Origin of the sequence: Aeromonas sp. QDB03 (assembly GCF_027707985.1) — a bacterium.
Lineage (GTDB): Bacteria > Pseudomonadota > Gammaproteobacteria > Enterobacterales > Aeromonadaceae > Aeromonas > Aeromonas hydrophila.
Genome location: NZ_JAPCJG010000001.1, coordinates 285,550 through 307,014 on the forward strand (window position 1 = coordinate 285,550; position 21,465 = coordinate 307,014).

Here is a 21,465-nt window from a genome sequence, read left to right on the forward strand (position 1 = left end):
GGGATCAGGGCTCCTCGGTCGCATTTGTTGCATTGAACGGGGCGGGCAGTAGCAACTCCCTGAGTTGGACGATCAACAGCTCCATCTCCGCTGGCAGCAGGGTGGCCATATTGAGCAGTACCTTCTGCTGGCGCACGGTGGCGATGACAGGGACGGGCAGTTCGCGCAAATCATCGAGCAGCTGCTGGGCCGGGCGCGGGTCGGTGCACTCCAGCGCAGGGGCCGGGTAGAACTCGTCCGGCAAGGTGCCACCGCCCACCACCAGTTGGGCGGGAACCGGCACAAAGCAGCCGGGAAGGGCGGCCATCAGCTGGTCTGCTCTCGCCTGCATGGCGGCCGGGTTGCTTAAGACTTGCTGGGCGATGCCCTCGCCGACGGGAGATTTGTTGAGCTTGTGGATGAGCAGCCGTTCGAGCAGGGAGTAGACGATGCGGCTCGGGCGGAAGGTGCGCATCATGGGGTGTTTTTCCAGCCGCTTGATAAGGTCGCTGCGGCCGCTGATGATGCCCGATTGCGGGCCCCCCAAGAGCTTGTCGCCTGAGTAGCAGACCAGATCCGCCCCTGCCTTGATGTACTGGCGCACCGAGGTTTCATCCGGCGCAAACTCCTCGGTGGTCAAGCCGGAGCCCTGATCCACCGCCAGCACCACGTGCTCGGGCAGGGCGCGGGCCACCTCGCCGATATCGGGGGATTCGGTAAAGCCGCGAATGGCGAAATTGGATCTGTGAACCATCAGCACCAAGGCGGTCTGCTCTGTGATGGCATCCAGGTAATCCTTGGCGGTGGTGATATTGGTGGTGCCCACCTCCACCAGCTTGGCGCCGGAGAGGGCCAGAATGTCGGGAATGCGAAAGCCGCCGCCAATCTGGATCTGCTCGCCGCGCGAGACGATCACCTCGCGCCCCTTGGCCACCTCCTGCAGCAGCAAAAAGAGCGAGGCTGCGTTGTTGTTCACCACCAGCGAATCTTCGGCCTGGGTGAGGCAACGGAGCAGGGGGGCGATCAGCCCCTTGCGCCCACCGCGCTTGCCGGTGGCGAGATCCAGCTCCAGATTGTTGTAGCCGGTGTTGAGGTCACGCACCTCGTCCCACAGATCGGCACTTAACGGCGAGCGCCCCAGATTGGTGTGCACCAGGGTGCCGGTGGCGTTGATCACCCGGGTCTGACGCTGGCGCAACTGCTGCTGGCAGCGCTTGGCAATCAGCGCCTCGATGTGCTCGGGGGCAACCCCATGCTGGCGAAACGCCTCGCTCTGGCGCAGTTCACTCAGAGTGTCGCGCACCGCCTGGGTCACCAGCGGGCGGCTCAGTTCATCAATAAAACCGGCGAGAAAGGGTTGCTGCAGCAGCTGTTCCACTTGTGGCAAGCGACGCTGATTTGCTGGAGTCGCGGCATAAGAGGCGCTGGGGGCGAGGGAGGATACGTCAGACGGAGTTGGCATGGGATGACCCGGGCTGTGCGTGGGAGTGACATGCACGCCGCCTTGCCGGGGGAAGGCCGCTGCGACGCTGCTTATTTGCTGCTTTTCGCCATTCATGAATTAATAAAAAAGGCGAATTGATAAATTAATGTTCGAGCAGATAAATAAGCGTGTCGGAGCGCATTCAGATTATATTGGCAATGCGACAGGCGCCTTGTTAGAACAATATGTGAAACAGTCGTCAACCAGCCTGAAAAATAATTGACGGTTTCTCTCCAATATATGAAATTTGGCGGAAGAGGCAGGAATCGAACCTGCCAAAGCCTTCTCGGCTCTCATCGGTTTTGAAGACCGAGGAGGCCACCAGACCCCATCAGCTTCCGCAATGGCCACCATTTTGTGGCAATTTTCTGTGACTGGCAACGCTTTTTTATGTTTAAAAATAGCGAGTTGGCCAATTTCCTGAAAAATGTCCGCGCGTTGATTTATATCAATTTCATGGCAATTAGCCCGATGTTTTTAATTTAACATCGGGCGTTTTTATATGCCTTTAGAGGGAGTGGTAACTGCCGCTGTTAACAAGTCGGCAAATAATCGGTGGCCGCATTGGTGATATTCCACTGGGCCAGCCGGTTTATTAACAACTCGCTATCTTTAGCCTCTTCCAGATGATCGTAAAGATAATCCATGGCCCCGCTCACCATCTCGGTCATCGGGAAGGAGAACGCCACGATGGCCGGTTGTACCCCGACAAAGATCACCTCGGGGACAAAGGTCTTGAGCTCGTCGATCAGGAAATTGAGCGGCATATTGTGGGTCGAGAAGATAAACATCTCGGCGATGGTCTCGGGGGGGATCACCTGCAGGGTTCCCGCCTTCTCGCCGATCTCGGCGGCATCCACCAGCACCACCCGCTCCGGTTGCAGCTCCCGCACCTTGTAGACCACATTTTCCGGCGCGATGCCGCCATCGATATGGATCCAGCCGGGCAGGGGGGCGGCTTGCAGTTTGTCGGCAAGATAGGGGCCGGCACCGTCGTCCCCCATCATGGCATTGCCCACGGTCAACACGAGATTGCAGCCCATCAGCGGCTCCTTACCATCAGGTACATATGGGGGTCGTTAAAGAGGGCGGTGAGCTGATCCATAAAGGTATTGGTCCAGCCCAGCTCCTGCTCATCGAGCACATTGTCGGTTTTGCGCAGCCGGTCGAAGGCACAGGCCAGCATATGGCAGTGCTCGCGATAGATGGTGATCTCGCCAAAGGTGAGAAACCCCTCCATCTTGCGGCGCGCCTCGCTCCCCTCTGGCAGCTTGGCCACCCAGTCGCGATAACCGGTCAGCGAGCAGACCAGGTCTGCTCGCAGGCAATCGACGATGCCGAGGTGGTGGCCGATGGCGAGGCTGTAGTACATCACCTCCTTGGCCTCTTCCGGCACGTCGAACTGCTCGTCGACGAACTTGCGCGAGAGGCGGTAGAAGAAAACCTCGTCAGCCATGCACCGCCTCTCCCTTGCCGGCCGCCCGGTTGAGGCAGGCGTTTGCGAGGTTGTTGACGATCTCCGCCAGGCGCGGATCGTCGTGCTGATCGAGGTAGCTCTGGATGCGCAGATCCACATCCTGCTGGGTCGCCCCTTCAAGCAGGGCCATAAACTCGTCGGCGATGATCCGCCCCTGCCGATAACCGGCCATGCGGCGCGCTTCGCGCTCGATCATCACCCGAATTTCGTTGGGGATGCCGGTGTGGCGCAGTTCGACCCGTTCACCCGGTTGCACCTCGTGGCTGGTGGCTTTGAGTTTCTGCTCAAGCAGACCGAGTGCCACGGCAAAGCCGTAGATGGTGGCTGCCGGTGTCGGAGGGCAGCCGGGGATATAGACATCCACCGGCACGATCTTGTCGGTGCCGCCCCAGACGCAGTAGAGGTCGTGGAAGATGCCGCCGTCACAGCCGCAGGCGCCGTAGGCGATGCAGATCTTGGGATCGGGCGCCGCCTCGTAGGCGCGCAGGGCGGGTACCCGCATCGCCCGGGTCACCGCGCCGGTAAAGAGCAGGATGTCGGCGTGGCGGGGGGATGCGACCACCTTGATGCCGAAGCGCTCGGCATCAAACAGCGGGGTGATGGTGGCGAAAATCTCGATCTCGCAGGCGTTGCAGCCGCCGCAATCGACCCGGTAGACATAGGCCGAGCGGCGAATGTCCTTGAGCAGGGTCTTCTTGAGTTTGGTGATCTCGGGATCCTGTGCCAGCGGCACGGCGCGGGTATGGGCATGGCCGACAACCGGTTCTATGCCTTTGATCTTGCTCATCACATCCACTCCTGTTGTGCGGCCATCGGTGTGGCTATCGGTGTGATCAGGGCCGAGTCAGGCTGGCTCAGCATGCTCTGTTTTCGTTTGCAGTCGGGGCAGTGGTGCAGCCGCTGCGGGGTCGCGAGCGGTGTGCCTGCCTGCTTGAGGGTGTCCTCCACCAGCGCCACCAGCTTGCTCGGGGCAAAGTAGGTGCCGCACAGGGTGCAAGGGGCCAGCGCGAAACGGGCCTCCTCATAGAGATCCGCCTTGTTGGTTACCGCCAGCTCGAACTCGGGGGAGAGGGCGATGGCGCGGGTCGGGCAGACCTCCTCGCAGCGGCCGCAAAAGATGCAGCGCGCCATGGAGATCTCCCAGCGCCGTTCGCCGGTCTCCATGTCCACTTCCATCACCAGCGCGTTGGCCGGGCAGGCCTTGGTGCAGGCGGCGCAGGCGATGCACTGATCCGCCTGATATTTCGGTTTGCCGCGAAAATCCCGGTTCACATCAATAGGAGCGAAGGGGTACTTGGCGGTTGGGGTGCCAGCCTTGAGGATGGTCTTGAACAGCTTGATCATGATGACCCCTTATTTCAGCGGAGAGTTTTTGCGATCGATGCCGTAGCGCTCGATCTCCTTGTAGGAGACCACGGTGGATTTGCCCTTCTTGGGGTCGACCAGAGTAACCCGGTCGGTACAGGAGTAGCAGGGATCCAGACTGCCGATAATCAGCGGCGCATCCGCCACGGTATTGCCGCGCAGCATGTAGCGCAGAGCAGGCCAGTTGGCGTAGGTGGCGGCGCGGCAGCGCCAGCGGAACAGCTTCTGGTTGTCGCCAGTCATGCTCCAGTGGACGTTCTCGCCGCGGGGCGCTTCGGTAAAGCCCAGCGCAAATTTGCCTGGCTGATAGGTAAAGCCTTCGGTGAGCAGCGGCCCTTCGGGCAGGTGCTCAAGACCGAACTCAATCATGTCGAGGGAGTCGTAGAGCTCGTGGATGCGTACCAGCACCCGGGATTGCACGTCGCAACCCGCCTTGGTCTGGATCTCCATCGGCAGCTCGCGGTAACCGGCAAAGTCGTGGACCCGGCGCACGTCGCGCTTGAAGCCGCTCGCCCGCACCATGGGGCCGACGCAGCTGAAATCGCGGGCAATCTGCGGGTCGAGCTTGCCGATGCCGATGAGGCGGGAGGAGATGTTGGCGGTATCCAGCAGCATGGCCACCAGGGGTTTGAGCTCATCACGGAGCTCGCGCACCAGCTGGGCACCCTTGATGCGATCTTCCTTGAAGATGTCGCGGCGCACCCCGCCAATCAGGTTGAGACCGTAGGTCTTGCGCGCACCGGTCAGCAGCTCGGCCAGGGTCATGGATTTCTCCCGCACCCGGAAGAACTGCATAAAGCCGGTGTCGAAACCGGTGAAGTGGCTCGACAGGCCGATGTTGAGGATATGGCTGTGCAGGCGCTCCACTTCCAGCAACACGGCGCGGATCATCTTGGCCCGCTCCGGCACCGCAATGCCCATGGCGTTCTCCACCGAGGTGGTATAGGCGACGCTGTGGGTGAAGCCGCAGATGCCGCAGACCCGGTCGGTCAGAAACGCCACTTCGTTGTAGCCCATGCGGGTTTCCGCCAGCTTCTCCATGCCGCGATGGACATAGAAGAGGCGGTAGTCGGCATCGATGATGTCTTCGCCATCGACGAACAGACGAAAGTGCCCCGGTTCATCCGAGGTGATGTGCAGCGGGCCGACCGGCACGATGCGGTTGGCATCACTGCCGAGCTCATTGACGAAGGGGTAGGTCTCGGTGTCGGTGGTGGGCATCGGGCGCTGGCGATAATCCATGGCGTCCTTGCGCAGGGGATGGATATCCTCCGGCCAGTCATCCGGCAGTACCAGACGACGTTCGTCCGGCAAGCCGATGGCGCGCAGGCCGTACATGTCACGGATCTCCCGCTCGCCCCACACCGCTGCCGGAATGGTCGGGGTGATGGAGGGGTACTCCTGAGTATCGGCATCCACCAGCACCCGGACTGTGATCCAGCACTTGGTGTCACCCTCCATGGAGAAGACGTGGTAGACGGCGAAGTGGCCGTTGAGGCTGCGCTCGTCATTGGCAAAGGAGAGCGGAAGCCAGCCCCCCAGCTGGTGGAAGATCAGGCTGGCCGTCTCGACCAGACTGGTGGGCTTGACGGTAATGGTGGCCTGATCGGCGGTTTGCCACTCCTCGTCGACGATGGCGTGGGGTAGTTGGGCTCGCACCTGCTGGATGTAGTCGCAGCCGATGCGATCCGAAATGGCGATGGTCATGCAGTTCTCACTTTAATGTTCGGGAATGAGCATTCACAAATGATGAAATCGGAAAAAGTTGCTGTGCTGGCGGGCATGATTCAGATCCCGACCAGATAGGCGAGCAGCGCCAGCAGGGCCAGCCCCAAGCCGTAGCGGGTGAGCTTGTGGGTGCGCACGAACTGGGTACGGGCCATGGCGTTTTCGATGATGCCAGCCAGCAAAAAGGCCACCAGCAGCTTGCAGGCGAGGATCAGCGCCGCGCCGATGAGTGCCGGCAGACTCCAGTTGGTCGCCTTGCCGAAGGGCAGGAAAATCACCAGAAAGAGCTGCACCACCACCAGTTGCTTGAGGCCGATGGAGAGCTTGAGCAGGGCCAGACCCGCACCGGAATACTCGGTGAGCGGCCCCTCCTGCAGCTCCTGCTCGGCTTCGGCGCAGTCAAAGGGCAGCTTGCCCATCTCGACAAACACCGCAAAGGCGCAGGCGGCGCCAGCCAAGAGGGTGGCGATGGGCGCGGCCAGTGGCTGGGTCGCCACATAGCTGCTGATGTTGCCCAGATCCGAGCTGCCCACCATCATCGCCATGATGAAACAGGCGAGCACCAGAATGGGCTCCACCAGAATGCCCAGCGTCAGTTCGCGGCGGGCACCGATCCCTGCAAACATGCTGCCGCTGTCGAGCCCCGCCAGCGAAAAGAAGAAGCGGAAGATGGCGAACAGATAGATGTCGGTGATGAGATCCCCGGCGATGGGGAAGGGGGACTCGTGAGTCAGGGTCGGCAGTGCCATCCCTACCAGCAGCAAGGCGGCGATCAGCAACGCAGGCATCAGGTTGAAGAGGATGCCGGCAGGCTCGGGGGTTACCTCCTGACGGCGCAGGAGCTTCCCGATATCCCGGTAATCCTGCAGCAGGCCCGGCCCCTGACGGGAGTGCATCTTGGCCCGCAGCACCCGGTTGAAACCGGTGGCGAGCGGCGCCAGCGCCAGCATGGCGATGGCCTGGGTCAGGGCGAGGGCAACCATGCCCCAGCTCGGCATTTCAAGAACAGGCATATCAGACTCCTACAGCCATCAGGATAAAGAGCGCCAGCACCACGCCATGCAGCAGCCAGCCGGTCGTCCCGCTGGTATCGCTCACCCCGTGCAGGGCGCTGGCCAGATCGAGCTGCGGCTGCTTGCGATAGAGCGGCGCGCAAAGTTGGCGCAAGGTGTGGGTGACACCGCCCGAGGTGAGGCTCATGCGCTCCTCATAGGCGTAACCACAGGCCCAGGGGGTGCCAGCGTGACGACGACCCAGCTTGGGCCCCTTGAAGATGGCCAGTACCAGCAGCGGGATGAGGAACAGCCCCAGCAGGGTGATGGCGATAACGGGCGGGGAGAGGATCGCTTGTGAGCTGTCGAGTGGCAGCAGGGTGGCGCTAGTGGCCACGTTCATTTGGCCGCTTACCAATGCCTGGCCATAGCTGGCGATATGGGGGGCAATCCAGGGGGCGCCCAGACCCAGCACCAGACAGACCGCGGCCAGCAACAGGGTGCCTGCCACCATGGCGCCCGGCACTTCGCGGGCGTGGCTCGCCTTCTCGCTGCGCGGGGCGCCGCAGAAGCAGATGCCGTACACCTTGACGAAACACATCACCGCCATGGCGCCGGTCGCCGCCAGCATCACCACCGCGAGCGGCGCAACGACAGAGGTGCCGAGCTTGGTCATGGAAAGGAGCGACTGATAGATAAACCACTCGCTGACAAAGCCGTTCAGTGGTGGCAGCGCCGAGATGGCCATGGCACCGATGAGGAACGCCAGCGCGGTCCAGGGCATCAGCTTGGCCAGCCCCCCCATCTTGTCCATGTCACGGGTGTGCAGGCGGAACATCACAGAGCCGGTGCCCATAAAGAGCAGGCTCTTGAAGATGGCGTGGTTGAGCAGGTGATAGAGGGCGCCGAGCAGCCCCAGCACCACCAGTGCAGGTTGCTGGTTGGCGATGCCGATCATGCCGATCCCCATCCCCATCAGGATGATGCCGATGTTCTCCACCGTGTGGTAGGCGAGCAGCCGCTTGAGGTCATGCTCGGCCAGCGCAAACAGCACCCCGAGCACCGCCGAACAGGCACCGAAGATCAGCACCACATAGCCCCACCAGAGCTGGCTGGCGCCGAGAAAATCGATGCTGACCCGCAAGATGCCAAACAGACCCAGCTTCACCATGACGCCGGACATCAGCGCCGAGATATGGGAAGGGGCGACGGGCTCGGCCACCGGCAGCCAGCCGTGCAGTGGCACAAAACCGGCGCGCAGGCCAAAGCCGCAGAAGCTGAGCAGGAACACCAGGGAGGCCAATCCGCCCGCCAGATGGTGCTCGCGCAGCGCGGCGAACTCCAGCGAACCGCTTTCGCGGCAGAGCAGCCAGAAGGCGATCAGCACCAGCGCCATGCCGATATGGTTCATCACCAAGTAAAGCCGGCTCTGTTTGGCGGCCTCGGGGTTGGTCTTGACCAGCCAGTAGGTGGTGAGGGTCACCAGCTCGTAGCAGAGCAAGAAACCGAGCGCGTTGTCGGCCAGTACCATGCCCACCATGGCAAAGAGGAAGAGGTTCATCAGCGCGCCGATGGCCACATCCCCCTTGCCCTGATATTCGCGGATATAGGCAAAGGAGTAGAGGGCGACGGCGACGCCGACGGTGCCAATCACCAGCAGCATCAGCGCGGCAAGCATGTCGAGGTGCACTGAGCCCAGCAGCCAGAGCTGGCCGTCGACGGGGGCGCCTTGAGCAAAGATCTGGATGGCGGCGACCAGACCCGCGAGCGAGCCCAGCAGGGCAAAGCCACTGTTGAGGCGGTTGGCCAGTGCGGGCAGCTTTTGCAGCAGCAGACCGGCGGCAGCGCCCAGCAAAAAGAGCAGGAGCGTGGCCATAACAAGGGGGGACAACATCAGCACGCTCCCTCTGTGGTAGATAAATCGGATGCAGGGCGCGCCGTGGCGGGCGCCGAGAAGGCAGAGGCCCCTTGCGGGTTGGTGTCGGCCGCTTGCTGGCGACGGATACGGGCGGCGCGTTCGGTGTCGCCGTCATTGACCAGCTTCAGCGCCTGGGAGGGGCAGGCATCGACACAGGCCGGGCCGTCGGCGCGAAATTCGCACAGGTCACACTTGACCGCGATGCTGCGCACGCCCGGCTCCCAGCTCAGCAGATCCTCGCCAAAGCAGCGCAGGCCGGCAGAGGTGGAGGGGTTGCTGGAGCGGATGGAGCAGGGGATATAGGTGTCGTAACTGGTGGCCACGGCCACCGGACGGCTGCCGCCGCTCTGGATGGCGCCAAAGGGACAGGCCACGGCGCAGAGGTTGCAGCCGATGCAGAGCGACTCGTTGAGTTGCACGCAATCGCCGGTCTGGCGAATTGCCTCGACCGGGCACACCTTGCTGCAGGGGGCATCGTCACAGTGACGGCACTGAACCGGCATGGTCGCCTGCTCGTGTCGCATAACGGTTAAACGGGGGGCTTGTTGCAAACCTTGCGCCTTGTGTACCTCGCTGCAGGCAGCCATACAGGTGCCACAGCCGATACAAAGCTTGGGGTCAGCGATAACGAAGCGGTTCATAGCCTACCTTGTCGTGTCGCGAACGGAGAAAGTAGGGGCAGGTTGGCAAGATACGGGCCAGCTTGGTTTTGCCTGGCCGGATGAGTGTAAGTATTTGTTTTTAAAAGATGTTAAAAATAGCATCGACGGGTGTTGAGGCCTTGTCTTGCTGTCGAAGCGTGACGTTCGTCACTTGTGACGAAGCCGCCGGGAGGGTTCGTCACCTTGGAAAACGCACCCTACGGCGGCGAGTCTGTTCGGATAGAAACCGTCTGTCTTGAAACCGTAGGTTCGATTAGCGAAGCGTAATCGGACGCACGAGAACGGAAACATATCGGCAGCATGCCGGGAGGTAGGGTGCAAAGAACGAAGTGAATTGCACCGTTTGCAGCATATGGTCGCCGTGGTGTGCTCCCTTCTTCCCTCGTGGGAGAAGGGCTGGGGATGAGGGGCGGTCATTGGGATTAACGGTAAAAAGAGAGAGGGAGGCCAATGCCGCCCTCTCTCTTTAGCGCAACTCACGCCATCAGATATCCACCTGCGAGCCCAGCTCGATGACCCGGTTGGGCGGGATCTCGAACTGATCCGGCGCGCGCAGGGCGTTGCGCTGCAGCAGCATAAAGAGCTTGCCGCGCAGGTAGAGATACCAGGGGCGCTCCTTCATGATCAGCGACTCGTGGGCCATGAAGAAGGAGGTCTCCATCATCCGGCAGCTCAGCCCCTCGGCGTTGCAGCGGTGGAAGATCTCCTCCACGTTGGGGGTCTCGCGCCAGCCGTAGCTTGCCACCACCCGCCAGAAGGTGGGGGAGAGCTGCTCGATGCAGACCCGGCGCACGTTGTGAACGTAGGGCACCTCTTCCACCCGCAGGGTGAGCAGGATGATCCGCTCGTGCAGTACCTTGTTGTGCTTGAGGTTGTGCAGGAGCGCGTGGGGGATGACGTTGACCACCCGCGACATATAGACCGCCGTGCCGGCCACCCTGGTCGGCGGGGATTTTTCCAGCGAGGCGATCATCGGCTCCAGCGAGTTGCCGTGCTCGTTGAGGCGGCGAATAAGCTGAAAGCGCTCGCTCTTCCAGCTGGTCATCACGGTGAACATCACCGCGCCCAGGGTGAGCGGCAGCCAGCCGCCGGAGAAGATCTTGGCGAGGTTGGCGGCAAACAGCGGCACGTCGATTGCCAGCAGCGCGATAAACAGGGCGGCCACCAGGTACTTGTTCCAGTGCCAGCTGTGGCGAGCCACCGAGCAGGAGAGGATGGAGGTGAGCACCATGGTGCCGGTAACGGCGATGCCGTAGGCCGCCGCCAGATTGCTGGAGTGCTCGAAGCTCATGATGACGATCACCACCGAGATATAGAGCATCCAGTTGATGACTGGAATATAGATCTGGCCGGACTCCTGCTCGGAGGTGTGCACGATGCGGATGGGTGAGAGATAACCGAGGCGCACCGCCTGCCGGGTCAGCGAAAAGACCCCGGAGATAACAGCCTGCGAGGCGATCACCGTCGCCAGGGTCGCCAGCAGCAGCAATGGCAGCAGCGCCCATTTCGGGGCGAGCAGGAAGAAGGGGTTGGTGATGGCCTCGGGATGGGCCAGCAGCAGCGCCCCTTGGCCGAAGTAGTTGAGTACCAGGGAGGGCAATACCACCATAAACCAGGCGCGCCGGATCGGGCTCTTGCCAAAATGGCCCATGTCGGCGTAGAGCGCCTCCACCCCTGTTATGGCCAGCACCACGGCGCCGAGAGCAAAGAAGGAGGCGGTCTGGTACTTGGCAAAGAAGCGCAGCGCCCAGACGGGGTTGAGCGCTCCCAGCACCTCGGGGTGCTGGAAGATGCTGTTCAGACCCAGCGCCGCCAGGGTGATGAACCAGGTGAGCATGATGGGGGCGAACAGCTTGCCCACGGTGGCGGTGCCGTGTTTCTGGATGGCGAACAGCAGGGTCAGCACCAGCACCGAGAGCGGCACTATATAGGGGTCGAGGGAGGGGGCGGCGATGTTCAAGCCCTCGATGGCCGACATCACCGACATGGCCGGGGTGATCACCACCTCGCCATAGAAGAAGCTGCCGCCAATCAGCCCCAGGATGATCAGCAAGGGGGTCCACTTGGCCGGAGTGTTGCGGGTGGCCAGCGACATCAGGGTGAGAATGCCCCCTTCGCCGGCGTTGTCGGCCCGCATCACGAAGGAGAGATACTTGACCGAGACCACCAGGATCAGCAGCCAGAAGATCAGTGAAAGAAAGCCCAGGATGGAGGCGGGCTCCACCCCGAAACCGAACTGGCCGGAGAGGCACTCGCGCAGGGTATAGAGCGGGCTGGTGCCGATGTCGCCATAGACCACGCCGATCGCCGCCAGCGTAACGCCGGACAGGGCTTGTTTGTGATTACCGTTCATGAAGTTGTCTGTCAGTTTGATGGTGACGATTGGCCAGCACGGGCCGCCCCCGTCTATCGGGCGTGCGGCAGGTGCCGCAGGAACGCATTAATGGATTGCGATGGGAAAGGGAGCTAACTGGATATAAAGAGGCTCATCATGGGACACAGTCTGTTCATCTGCCGTTAAGGGTATAATGACACACCCGTCGTAGGTTTATGCTCAGGTATAAATAATCAAAAAGGGGTGGCTAACGAAATTATTAATTGGCCACTGATTGAAATACCCCGCCCACACCCTGGCAAGTGATTGTTTTAGCTGGCGATCCATTTTTGCCAGCGTTTTGCATCAAGCTGGCTAAGAAATAAACGATAAAATGCTAGCCAATAAATTACTTATCAGTGCCCAAAGAGAACATGAATGAGGATCAATAGGGTCTTTATTGTTTAGGGGAAGGACAAAAAGTGGGGAAAAAACAGTCGAAAAGACGGCCCCTTTAAAATTAGGTGATAATAATTAATACAAATGTATGGTGCAATTAATGGAGTGAATTGCACCACTGGCTTAAGATGTTAAGGGTGGTAATAATTAATCAAAGCTTGATACATACTTTTTTGCCAATGGTTGGGGAATGGTGCAGCATCTACACCTGGTTGTAATAATATATTTATTATGGCATCGCTAGGTAAATGTGATTCTTGCATTTTTCTTATCTGCATTCTAATTATTCCTAATTGCTCAGCTGCTTTTGTTGAGTAACGTTTAGCCAAGTTAAAATCACAAAAATGTTTTATTACTCGATTTTTATCTATAGGGTCCCAGATTTCAGGAGGATTAGTGAAATAATTAAATACACCTATTTCATCATTATCTTCAATACTATATTCACAATAAATCCATTGCTCTATAAAAAAACGAGGATTGTCCACATAAGGTTGAATTATTTGTTCGTCAGGTTTAATTGCAAAGCTTTGCGCTTTACCATCCATATTACAGTCACGACATGAAGGTACTAAATTACACGGAAGAACAGAAAATTGCGGAAAATGTGCTTTAGGTAAGAAGTGATCTAGATTTCTGGGCGTACCAATTCCTCCACAGAATGGACATTTCTCTTGTGCTGAGTTCAATAGTGAATCATATATCTTTCTAGCCGCTTTATTTTCCGGAACGAAATATTGGTCATAGAGTTTCACTAAATCAGATTTTTTTAGCGTATCTATAACATTTGGATCATTTTCAACATCGGTATTGATAGGTGCAATGGAATATAACTTACCAATACCTGCTACCTTTGAGTATTGATTTCCAAAATCAATTAAAGCTGGTTTGTTATTTATTACTTTATATCTTAATTCATCATTTCCAACTATGCCATAAATACATTCATCAATGGCTTCTTCAAAGTCATAATTTGGATTGTTTAGTTTAATCATCTGTAGAACTCCGATCCCGATTTACAATAAGTGCTTTAAGAATTGCACGGCCTTCAAATCCGATGTTGTCATCGAAATCAGAGATTATATCTGTATAGTTCTTTCCAGAACTAACTGCTCTTGCCAAGATGTCATGAAATCCAGAAAGTTCAACTTCTAAATTAAAAACTTCACTTGTTAATATGCCCACGTTCTCCGCAAAGGTCTCAATATCTGGGCGGTTAAATGAAATACTAGAACCTACTCGATATACTTTCCAAACACAAGATCGGGGAATCTCTTGTAAAACAACAGGAGAATGTGTAGCTATGATGGCAAGGCCATTTCTATCATACAGCAAATCAGAAAGGGTCCTAATAAAAGCAGATAAAAGCGGTGGGTGTAAATGAGACTCTGGCTCATCAAGTAATACGATTGTTTTTTCTTCTACGGTAGCGACTAGCTTCGTTATGGTAAGTAGTACAATAGCGTGACCAGAGCTCATTTTAGAAAGATATGGGGTAATAGCATCAAAATATTTTTCTTTAAAATATTCATTACCTTGTTTTTTATGATTTGAAAGTCGCCTGTGCATATCTACATATATATCATGCAATATATCCAGTTTCATATTGGAAAAATTATCATCTGAACCTAGTTTTTCTATGGATTTTTTCCAAAGGTCATATTTTGGGGATTTGTAAAAGCAACTAATTAATGCATCAACACAGCCTTTTTGAAGATCTCGAATAGTTAAGTTCCTATTATGATCATTAGGGTCCTTTAATCCGATATAAAAATAACATGTTCCTTTCGTTGGGTCTGGTTGTTCTTTAGGGGGAGGAAACGGGTCAAAGGCACTAAACGATACAGAGACTAGGCTACTAAAATAATCAGATGAAATTCTTGATTCCCCCCATTGTTCCATATCCATAAATTTAGATGTGGAGTTTTCTCTATCGGTAATGGCATCAATCATAGCATTTAGCAAAGTTGTTTTACCTACACCATTCCTACCAATTATTGCATGAATGTTAGTGCTTGGTGTAGCCCCTACTTGAACTTCAAAGTCTAGTGATGTTTTTTCTTGTAATTCTATATCATCACGAATGAACCTGAATTTAAAATTTGTTAGCTCAGGCTTATTTTCAAGTATTCTAGAGTACTGTCCTTTTATCATAGAAAGGCTAGCGCTACGTAGCAAAGAAACTCTGAAAACATCCTCATCTAAAATATCATCAATAATATTTTGTTGTACTACAATATCTCTTATAGCATTTAATATATTAATTCCAACCGAATTTTGTAAGGATGATATTTTTTTGTAAAAATCAACGTTCTCACCTAAAGAAAAGAATTCATCACTTAAGAAACTGAACTTTTTGGGGAGCTTACTATGAGTCTCAACCTCTATCGACTGTCCTTTAAATGCAATTTTTACATCTCCAATGTCATATAATACACCACTATGATCGTAGTATGACATATGAAACATGGTAACGAATGAGTAATCATTCCAATTGTCTATTTTTAAATATACGGTGTCACGTCCATTACTTGGCACCCATGATTTTCTAGATATGACCTGAAATTCCATTTCTTCTCCCTGATTTTATATATAACATCAATGCTGCTAGTATAATTAACCGGTGGTTGTATTTATAATTATATTGAGACTTAATTTGCTTTGTATTTCATTGCTGTAGTAATAAATAAAGTTGTTGTATTCATTTTAACCTACATGAATATATATTATCTTTCCAAAAATTCTGCCCCCAGTTTGCTTCTATTAACCCGCGTTGTTTGATCTATCCATTCCATGGAAAAATCCCAACAGAGTTGGTTACCATCTGGGACATGCTAATCGGCTGGGTGAAAAACAGAAGTGGGAGGCGTTAGAAACCTGACTTGGCTCAACAAATTCTTTATTAATAGGGGAGAAACCTTTCTTTGTGTGTTCAGTTATCTAGATAACCAAACTAAACAGTATCGCCGGCGATCTACCGTTTAGAAGGGCTGTTAGGCGCAGCCTTGAGCTCTCTTACCGCTATGCCTCTCAACACGCCGTCGAGATGTCGCCCCATCCGATGGGACAGAGGGTTGTTACTGGGGTGTCGACCTCGTCACTTTTGTCATGTCGAGCAGGGGGGCGGCCCCTTAGTCACCCTCGTCAGTTACGGCAAATACCGCCTTCGCTATCCATATTATCCCTTTATTTTCATATGGTTGTGATTTTATGGTGGGTCATCTTCCCGTGTTGGTCTGATAAATGCTTTGTGGGGGCAGACCGCGTTGTCGCCTGCCAGGTGGGTGAGGGCGGTCGGGTGTAACGAACCATTTAGGATCCCTCTCTATGAACAGCTTCGTGATTGCAGATCCCAGTCTCTGTATTGGGTGTCGTACCTGTGAGGTGGCCTGCGCCGTTTCACACCAGTCAGGGTCCTGCAGCGGGACCCTTGAGCGGGAGGGCGGCCTGCATCTTGCCATCGAGGATGGACATCTGGTCTCCAAGGACAGCCATTTTCAGCCGCGCCTGAAGGTGATCGTGGGCAGCAAGGTGACCACGCCGGTGCTCTGCCGCCAGTGTGAAGACAAGCCGTGCGCCATGGCCTGCCCCAACAACGCCATCGTCAGCGAGGATGGCTGCGTCAAGGTGCTGCAGGCGCGCTGCATCGGCTGCAAGTCTTGCGTGGTGGCCTGTCCTTACGGCGCCATGGCGGTGGTGGTGAAAGAGGTGGCCCCCACGGCCGATTCGCTCTTCAAACGGCCGCAGACCAAGGCGCAGGCGCTCAAGTGCGATCTCTGCCAGCACCGTGAGGCGGGCCCCGCCTGTGTCGAGGTGTGCCCGACCCAGGCGCTGCGGCTGGTCACGCCGGCCCATCTTGACACCCTGAACCGGCAGAAACAGCTGGCCAGTGCCGAGGCCCTGCTGGCGATGCCGGCGCGGGTGTGAGCGGGCTTGCCGAGCCGTTTTTCGTTAACAAACAAGAGTGTGAGTCATGAAAAAAGTCATTACCGTGTGCCCTTATTGCGGCACCGGTTGCAAGATCAACCTGCTGGTTGAAAACGACAAGGTGGTGGGGGCCGAAGGCGCCAACGGCCGGACCAACGAGGGGCAACTCTGCCTCAAGGGCTATTACGGTTGGGATTTTTTGAACGACACCAACCTGCTGACCCCCCGTCTCAAGAGCCCGATGATCCGCCGAGAGCGCGGTGGCAAGCTCGAAGCCGTCTCCTGGGACGAAGCCATCGAGTTCGCCAGCAGTCGTCTGGCTGCCATCAAGGCGAAGTATGGCCCGGACGCCATCATGACCACCGGCTCTGCCCGTGGCCCCGGCAATGAAGCCAACTATGTGATGCAGAAATTTGCCCGCGCTGTGCTGGGGACGAACAACGTCGACCACTGCGCGAGGGTGTGACACGCACCCTCAGTCTCCGGTCTGGAGACAACGGTAGGCAACGGCGCCATGAGCAACGCCATTCCCGAAATTCAAGAGACCAAGTGCCTGCTGGTGTTTGGTTACAACGCTGCTGACTCTCACCCCATCGTCGCCCGCCATATCCTCAAGGCGAAGGCAAACGGGGCCAAGGTGATTGTGTGTGATCCCCGCATGGTGGAGACCGCCCGCATCGCCGATCAGTGGCTGCCGCTCAAAAACGGTTCCAACATGGCGCTGGTCAACGCCTTCGCCAACGTCTTGATCAATGAAGGGCTCTACAACAAGGAGTTCGTCGCCAACTACACCGAAGGGTTTGACACCTTCAAGGCCACGGTGGCCAAGTACACCCCGGAATACGTGGAGGGGATCACCGGCCTCAAAGCCGCCGATATCCGCGCCGCCATTCGCACCTATGCCGCATCGCCTGCTTCCATGATCCTGTGGGGTATGGGGGTGACCCAGTACGGTCAGGCGGTGGACGTGGTCAAGGGGCTGGCGGGTATTGCGCTGCTGACCGGCAACTTCGGTCGCCGTGGCACCGGCTGCGGACCGGTACGCGGCCAGAACAACGTGCAGGGCACCTGCGACATGGGGATGCTGCCGCACCAGTTCCCGGGCTATCAGTCGGTGAGCGACCCCGCCATCAGCGCCAAGTTCGCCAAGGCGTGGGGGGTGGATGCGCTCTCCCAGAAACCCGGCTATCGCCTGACCGAGCTTGGCCACAAGGTGGAGGAGGGCAAGTGCAAGGCCTTCTACATCTTCGGGGAAGATCCGGCCCAGACCGAGGCAGACCTCGGTCAGTTCCGCCGTACCCTGGCAGGGATGGAGCTGGTGATCGTGCAGGATATCTTCATGACCCAGACTGCCGAGATGGCCGACGTCATTTTGCCCGCCACCAGTTGGGGCGAGCACGAGGGGGTCTACAGCTCGGCGGATCGCGGCTTCCAGCGCTTCTACAAGGCGGTGACGCCGCCGGACAACGTGAAGCCGGACTGGGCCATCTTCTCGCTGATGGCGACCGCCATGGGGTATCCCATGGAGTATCGCGACACCGAGCAGATCTGGGACGAGCTGCGCGGACTCTGCCCGCTCTACGCCGGGGTCAGCTATGACAAGATGGCCGATCTCAAGAGCGTGCAGTGGCCCTGTCCGACCGAGGATCACCCGGGCACCAGCACCCTGTTCGAGGGGAATGTGTTCACCACCCCGAGCGGCAAGGGCCAGCTGATTGCCTCCGAGTGGCGGCCGCCGCTGGAGCAGCCTTGTGCCGAGTATCCGCTGGTGCTCTCCACCGTGCGCGAGGTCGGTCACTACTCCTGCCGCTCCATGACCGGCAACTGCTCGGCACTGCAAACCCTGGCCGATGAGCCTGGCTATGTGCAGATCCACCCGAGCGATGCCAAGACGCTCGGGGTGAAGGATCAGGCGCTGGTCTGGATCTCGTCGCGCCGTGGCAAGGTGATCACCCGGGCCAACTACAACGAGCGGGTCAACGCCGGGGTGGTCTACATGACCTACCAGTGGTGGATCGGGGCCTGCAACGAGCTCACCATCGAGCACGTGGATCCCGTCTCCTACACGCCGGAGTACAAGTACTGCGCAGTGAAAATTGAGCGTATCGAGGATCAGCCAGGGGCGGAAGTGTACGTCCAGACTGAATACAGCGCGCTCAAGGCGAAATTGCGCAGCGCCGCCAAAGGGTAATCGTCGTTAATAAAGTGGATCCAGGCTCTGTATACAGGGCCCGGATCCGCTCATCCTTTTTTCAGCTGGCAGGTGTCCATCATGAAAAATGAATTAAATCTTTCGTTCGGGATCTTTTATGTCTCCGCTTATTTGCTGGTGATGTTGTTAGGGATTGGGTGTTTTCTATGGCACGACGAATTGATATTTCTGCTGGGGTTTGCCTTCTTCGGTTGTTTTATCGCTGCACGCATCGCCATGAGCGCCGTGCTGGCGGCATTGAGCGTGCAGGCGGCCTGGCTCATCGCCTTTCTCTCCACCACCCTGGTCAACTGCCTGCTGGCGGGCGTGCTGGGGCTCGGGGTCTATCTTACCCATCGGGTAGTGTCGGTGGAAATAGCTGACAATATCAGTGGGTTATTGCTGGGGCTTCAGCTCTTTTCGGCCGCCTTCATCTTCGGCGGACTGAAGCTGCACAACTACCGGCTGCTCTCCTCATGAGCCTGCGACAGCGGCAACAGGGGCAGAGGATGGGCCAGTTGGCGGCGATATGCGGCGAATGACGGCGATAGTGACGCCATATTTTGGCGTGGCGGGAAATATCCGCTGACGGAGCTGTAATATGTGCCAGGGCCGGCTTGGTTGTAATGGGGATGGGGCTAACTTATTATGCCAGCCATCCTGCGATAATCTGCGCGATGCTATTTCGGTGCATGTTAGTTTTTATAATTAAGCGTTAAGTTTTTAAAAATTAATTATAACATCTGACTGCGATGGCTGATGCATTGTTTACCGTTGTTGCCGTGCTGCAATTGGCCGGCAAGGGTACCCATCTAGATGTAATGCGAGGCCTGAATGCTGAATGTGAGTGCCATTCCGTTGACCGACATCTCACCCATCTGGGATGACGGCTTTCTCTCCCTCTCCAAGAACCTGCTCTCCGCCGTCACCCTGGACGACTTCATCCACAAGCTGAACCGGATCCAGCCCTGCTTTCGCCAGGTGGATCGGGTCAACCTCATTCTCAACCTGGGCACGGGGGAGGAGGCGGTCTTCTACTACCTGGGGGAGCAGGGGCCGGCTCACCTCATCTGCCGCAAGGCCGATCTCCATTTTTCCCGCGAGCAGGCCATCGTGCTGCCGGCGAGCCGCTTTCGCCACCGCTGCGAACAGCTGGCGAGCACCCCTGTCTATGACGGTTTGCACTCCTACTGCCAGCTGCCCATCACCACCGCCCGCAGCCACCTGGGCGGGGTGGAGTTCATCAGCCGCGAGGCCAACGCCTTCCCGATGGAGACCCTGGCCAAGCTGACCCAGCTGGCGGCCATCGTCGCCATTGCGTTGGAGAACGTGCTGGACAAGGAGCGCACCCTGGAGCAGGCCAACTCCCTGCGCCTTGAGCGCGACAGCTGCAAGATCCTGGTGGATGTGACCAACGCGGTGATCAAACTGGTGCGCATCGCCGAGCTGCCCCAGAGCCTGTTCACCATCCTGCACCACCACTTTGGCATCAGCAGCCTGTGCCTGGCCGAGTACAACGCCACCTCCGACAGCTTCAAGAGCTACCTGGTCAATCAGCAGCAGCGCGAACAGCCCGGCATCATCAACCATTCGTGTTTTGAGAAGAACTGCCTGCAGGGGGCCCTCGGCCACAGCGAGCCCTTCTTCCTCTATCGTGAGCAGGGTCACGGCTGCCAGTCGAGCTGCCGTTTCACCTCCCAGATCCTGCCCCCCGACGCCGACAGCTCCTGCATCCTGCCGCTGCGCTATCGGGGCAACCTGCTGGGGGTGCTGATCCTCTCACACCCCGAGGCGGATTTCTTCGCCGACCTCGATATCTCGCTGCTCGAACAAGTGGCGGCGCGCACGGCCATTGCCATGAACAACGTGCAGGCGCAGCAGGAGATCTCCAACACCACCGGTGCCAGGGAGAAGACCCTTCGGGTCGACGGACCCGCGCCGCAGGGGGACTTTGCCAACATCATCTACCAGAGCGCCGTGATGGAGAAGGTGCTGGAGAAGGTGAAGCTGGTGGCCCAGAGCGACTGCACCGTGCTCATTCTGGGGGAGACCGGCACCGGCAAGGAGCTGATCGCCCAGGCCATTCACGCCCTGAGTGCCCGCCACGATCACGAGATGGTCAAGGTGAACTGCGCCGCCATTCCCACCGGCCTTATCGAGAGCGATCTGTTCGGCCACGAGAAGGGGGCCTTCACCGGGGCGCTGACCCAGCGCATCGGCCGCTTCGAGCGGGCCCACAAGGGCACCCTGTTTCTCGACGAGGTGGGGGACATGCCGCTCGATCTGCAGCCCAAACTGTTGCGGGTCTTGCAGGAGCACGAGCTGGAGCGGGTGGGCAACAGCAATCCCATTGCCATCGATGTGCGGCTGGTGGCGGCCACCAACTGCGATCTGCTCTCCATGGTCAAGAACAAGCGCTTTCGCAGCGACCTCTATTACCGGCTCAACGTCTTTCCCATCGAGCTGCCGCCCCTGCGCGAACGGCGCGAGGATATTCCGCTCTTGGTCAACTTCTTCATCAAGAAGATCGCCAAGCGGATGCGCCGCACCATCACCTCCATCCCGGCCGACGCCATGAAGATGCTGGTGTCGCTCCCCTGGTACGGCAACATCCGTGAGCTCGAAAACATCATAGAGCGGGCGGTAGTGATGACCCGCGGCCATGTGCTCAACCTCTCGCCGGACGAGTTGCTGCCCCTCAAGGGCTTTCACAAGATAGAGACCCTGGTCTATGACGAGCCGGCTCATGAGCTGTTTCGCGAGCCGCTGCCCGCCTTGCCGCAAGGTGAAGAGATACAGGGGGAGGATGAGCGAGCCAGCATCATCCGGGCGCTGAAGGCGTGCAACGGCATCGTTGCCGGCGAGCGGGGCGCGGCCCAGCGCCTCGGGATGAAGCGCACCACCTTGCTGTCGAAAATGAAACGGCTCGGGATCTCGGCCAAAGATCCCCGCACCCTCAACTAAGGCCCC

The 21,465-nt window shown here is 57.5% G+C and carries 16 protein-coding genes and 1 tRNA gene; 4 read left to right on the plus strand and 13 right to left on the minus strand.

Annotated elements, in window-relative coordinates; all coding sequences use genetic code 11:
- Positions 1–4: 4 nt before the first annotated feature.
- The 13 genes from selA to PG900_RS01405 all read right to left on the minus strand — a co-directional run bounded on the left by selA (position 5) and on the right by PG900_RS01405 (position 14,948).
- Positions 5–1,441 (minus strand): L-seryl-tRNA(Sec) selenium transferase, encoded by a 1,437-nt coding sequence (gene selA / locus PG900_RS01345; RefSeq protein WP_270830762.1) that lies wholly within the window; start codon positions 1,439–1,441, stop codon positions 5–7.
- A 269-nt stretch (positions 1,442–1,710) separates the two neighbouring features.
- Positions 1,711–1,802 (minus strand) — tRNA-Sec (locus PG900_RS01350).
- Positions 1,803–1,995: 193 nt separating this feature from the next.
- Positions 1,996–2,505, minus strand: a complete 510-nt coding sequence (gene hycI, locus PG900_RS01355) for a hydrogenase maturation peptidase HycI (RefSeq protein WP_124253044.1) — start codon at positions 2,503–2,505, stop codon at positions 1,996–1,998.
- Positions 2,505–2,918, minus strand: a complete 414-nt coding sequence (locus PG900_RS01360; protein ID WP_270830763.1) for a formate hydrogenlyase maturation HycH family protein — start codon at positions 2,916–2,918, stop codon at positions 2,505–2,507. The genes hycI and PG900_RS01360 overlap by 1 nt, the downstream gene beginning before the upstream one ends.
- On the minus strand, positions 2,911–3,726 hold the full coding sequence (locus PG900_RS01365) for an NADH-quinone oxidoreductase subunit B family protein (protein ID WP_005301886.1): 816 nt from the start codon (positions 3,724–3,726) through the stop codon (positions 2,911–2,913). Before PG900_RS01365 ends, PG900_RS01360 begins: the two co-directional genes overlap by 8 nt.
- Complete coding sequence (locus tag PG900_RS01370) at positions 3,726–4,283, minus strand: formate hydrogenlyase complex iron-sulfur subunit (RefSeq protein ID WP_270798706.1); 558 nt, start codon at positions 4,281–4,283, stop codon at positions 3,726–3,728. Before PG900_RS01370 ends, PG900_RS01365 begins: the two co-directional genes overlap by 1 nt.
- A 9-nt stretch (positions 4,284–4,292) precedes the next feature.
- Positions 4,293–6,011: a hydrogenase large subunit gene (locus PG900_RS01375; RefSeq protein WP_270798704.1), complete on the minus strand. Its 1,719-nt coding sequence runs from the start codon at positions 6,009–6,011 to the stop codon at positions 4,293–4,295.
- 80 nt (positions 6,012–6,091) lie between these two features.
- Entirely contained in the window at positions 6,092–7,045 is a 954-nt protein-coding gene (locus PG900_RS01380; protein ID WP_270798701.1) for a respiratory chain complex I subunit 1 family protein, read from the minus strand.
- A 1-nt stretch (position 7,046) separates the two neighbouring features.
- A complete protein-coding gene (gene hyfB, locus PG900_RS01385; RefSeq protein WP_270798698.1) occupies positions 7,047–8,918 on the minus strand; it encodes a hydrogenase 4 subunit B in 1,872 nt (623 codons plus the stop codon).
- Entirely contained in the window at positions 8,918–9,583 is a 666-nt protein-coding gene (locus tag PG900_RS01390) for a 4Fe-4S dicluster domain-containing protein (RefSeq protein WP_270798697.1), read from the minus strand. Before PG900_RS01390 ends, hyfB begins: the two co-directional genes overlap by 1 nt.
- Before the next feature lie 505 nt (positions 9,584–10,088).
- A complete protein-coding gene (kup, locus tag PG900_RS01395; RefSeq protein WP_270798694.1) occupies positions 10,089–11,957 on the minus strand; it encodes a low affinity potassium transporter Kup in 1,869 nt (622 codons plus the stop codon).
- Positions 11,958–12,508: 551 nt separating this feature from the next.
- On the minus strand, positions 12,509–13,372 hold the full coding sequence (locus PG900_RS01400; protein WP_257684881.1) for an HNH endonuclease: 864 nt from the start codon (positions 13,370–13,372) through the stop codon (positions 12,509–12,511).
- The gene (locus PG900_RS01405; protein WP_270830764.1) at positions 13,365–14,948 is read right to left on the minus strand and encodes an AAA family ATPase; all 1,584 of its coding nucleotides are present in this window, start codon (positions 14,946–14,948) and stop codon (positions 13,365–13,367) included. The genes PG900_RS01400 and PG900_RS01405 overlap by 8 nt, the downstream gene beginning before the upstream one ends.
- 756 nt (positions 14,949–15,704) lie before the next feature.
- On the opposite strand from PG900_RS01405, the gene PG900_RS01410 reads away from it, so the two are divergent.
- From PG900_RS01410 to PG900_RS01425, 4 genes are all read left to right on the plus strand, one after another.
- Positions 15,705–16,304, plus strand: coding sequence for a 4Fe-4S dicluster domain-containing protein (locus PG900_RS01410; RefSeq protein ID WP_017781341.1), 600 nt, complete (start codon positions 15,705–15,707; stop codon positions 16,302–16,304).
- Between the two features lie 46 nt (positions 16,305–16,350).
- On the plus strand, positions 16,351–18,495 hold the full coding sequence (fdhF, locus tag PG900_RS01415; RefSeq protein WP_270830765.1) for a formate dehydrogenase subunit alpha: 2,145 nt from the start codon (positions 16,351–16,353) through the stop codon (positions 18,493–18,495).
- 81 nt (positions 18,496–18,576) lie between these two features.
- The gene (locus tag PG900_RS01420; RefSeq protein ID WP_005301849.1) at positions 18,577–18,975 is read left to right on the plus strand and encodes a hypothetical protein; all 399 of its coding nucleotides are present in this window, start codon (positions 18,577–18,579) and stop codon (positions 18,973–18,975) included.
- A 354-nt stretch (positions 18,976–19,329) separates the two neighbouring features.
- Positions 19,330–21,459, plus strand: coding sequence for a sigma 54-interacting transcriptional regulator (locus tag PG900_RS01425; protein ID WP_270830766.1), 2,130 nt, complete (start codon positions 19,330–19,332; stop codon positions 21,457–21,459).
- Positions 21,460–21,465: the final 6 nt, after the last annotated feature.

Excerpts from the sequence above, each read along its gene's own strand:
- kup (WP_270798694.1), bottom strand. The coding sequence starts at position 11,957 with ATGAACGGTAATCACAAACAAGCCCTGTCCGGCGTTACGCTGGCGGCG.
- PG900_RS01405 (WP_270830764.1), bottom strand. The coding sequence starts at position 14,948 with ATGGAATTTCAGGTCATATCTAGAAAATCATGGGTGCCAAGTAATGGA.
- hyfB (WP_270798698.1), bottom strand. The coding sequence starts at position 8,918 with ATGTTGTCCCCCCTTGTTATGGCCACGCTCCTGCTCTTTTTGCTGGGC.
- PG900_RS01370 (WP_270798706.1), bottom strand. The coding sequence starts at position 4,283 with ATGATCAAGCTGTTCAAGACCATCCTCAAGGCTGGCACCCCAACCGCC.
- PG900_RS01360 (WP_270830763.1), bottom strand. The coding sequence starts at position 2,918 with ATGGCTGACGAGGTTTTCTTCTACCGCCTCTCGCGCAAGTTCGTCGAC.
- PG900_RS01375 (WP_270798704.1), bottom strand. The coding sequence starts at position 6,011 with ATGACCATCGCCATTTCGGATCGCATCGGCTGCGACTACATCCAGCAG.
- PG900_RS01380 (WP_270798701.1), bottom strand. The coding sequence starts at position 7,045 with ATGCCTGTTCTTGAAATGCCGAGCTGGGGCATGGTTGCCCTCGCCCTG.
- PG900_RS01420 (WP_005301849.1), top strand. The coding sequence starts at position 18,577 with ATGAAAAATGAATTAAATCTTTCGTTCGGGATCTTTTATGTCTCCGCT.
- selA (WP_270830762.1), bottom strand. The coding sequence starts at position 1,441 with ATGCCAACTCCGTCTGACGTATCCTCCCTCGCCCCCAGCGCCTCTTAT.
- PG900_RS01410 (WP_017781341.1), top strand. The coding sequence starts at position 15,705 with ATGAACAGCTTCGTGATTGCAGATCCCAGTCTCTGTATTGGGTGTCGT.
- PG900_RS01400 (WP_257684881.1), bottom strand. The coding sequence starts at position 13,372 with ATGATTAAACTAAACAATCCAAATTATGACTTTGAAGAAGCCATTGAT.
- PG900_RS01425 (WP_270830766.1), top strand. The coding sequence starts at position 19,330 with ATGCTGAATGTGAGTGCCATTCCGTTGACCGACATCTCACCCATCTGG.
- PG900_RS01365 (WP_005301886.1), bottom strand. The coding sequence starts at position 3,726 with ATGAGCAAGATCAAAGGCATAGAACCGGTTGTCGGCCATGCCCATACC.
- hycI (WP_124253044.1), bottom strand. The coding sequence starts at position 2,505 with ATGGGCTGCAATCTCGTGTTGACCGTGGGCAATGCCATGATGGGGGAC.
- PG900_RS01390 (WP_270798697.1), bottom strand. The coding sequence starts at position 9,583 with ATGAACCGCTTCGTTATCGCTGACCCCAAGCTTTGTATCGGCTGTGGC.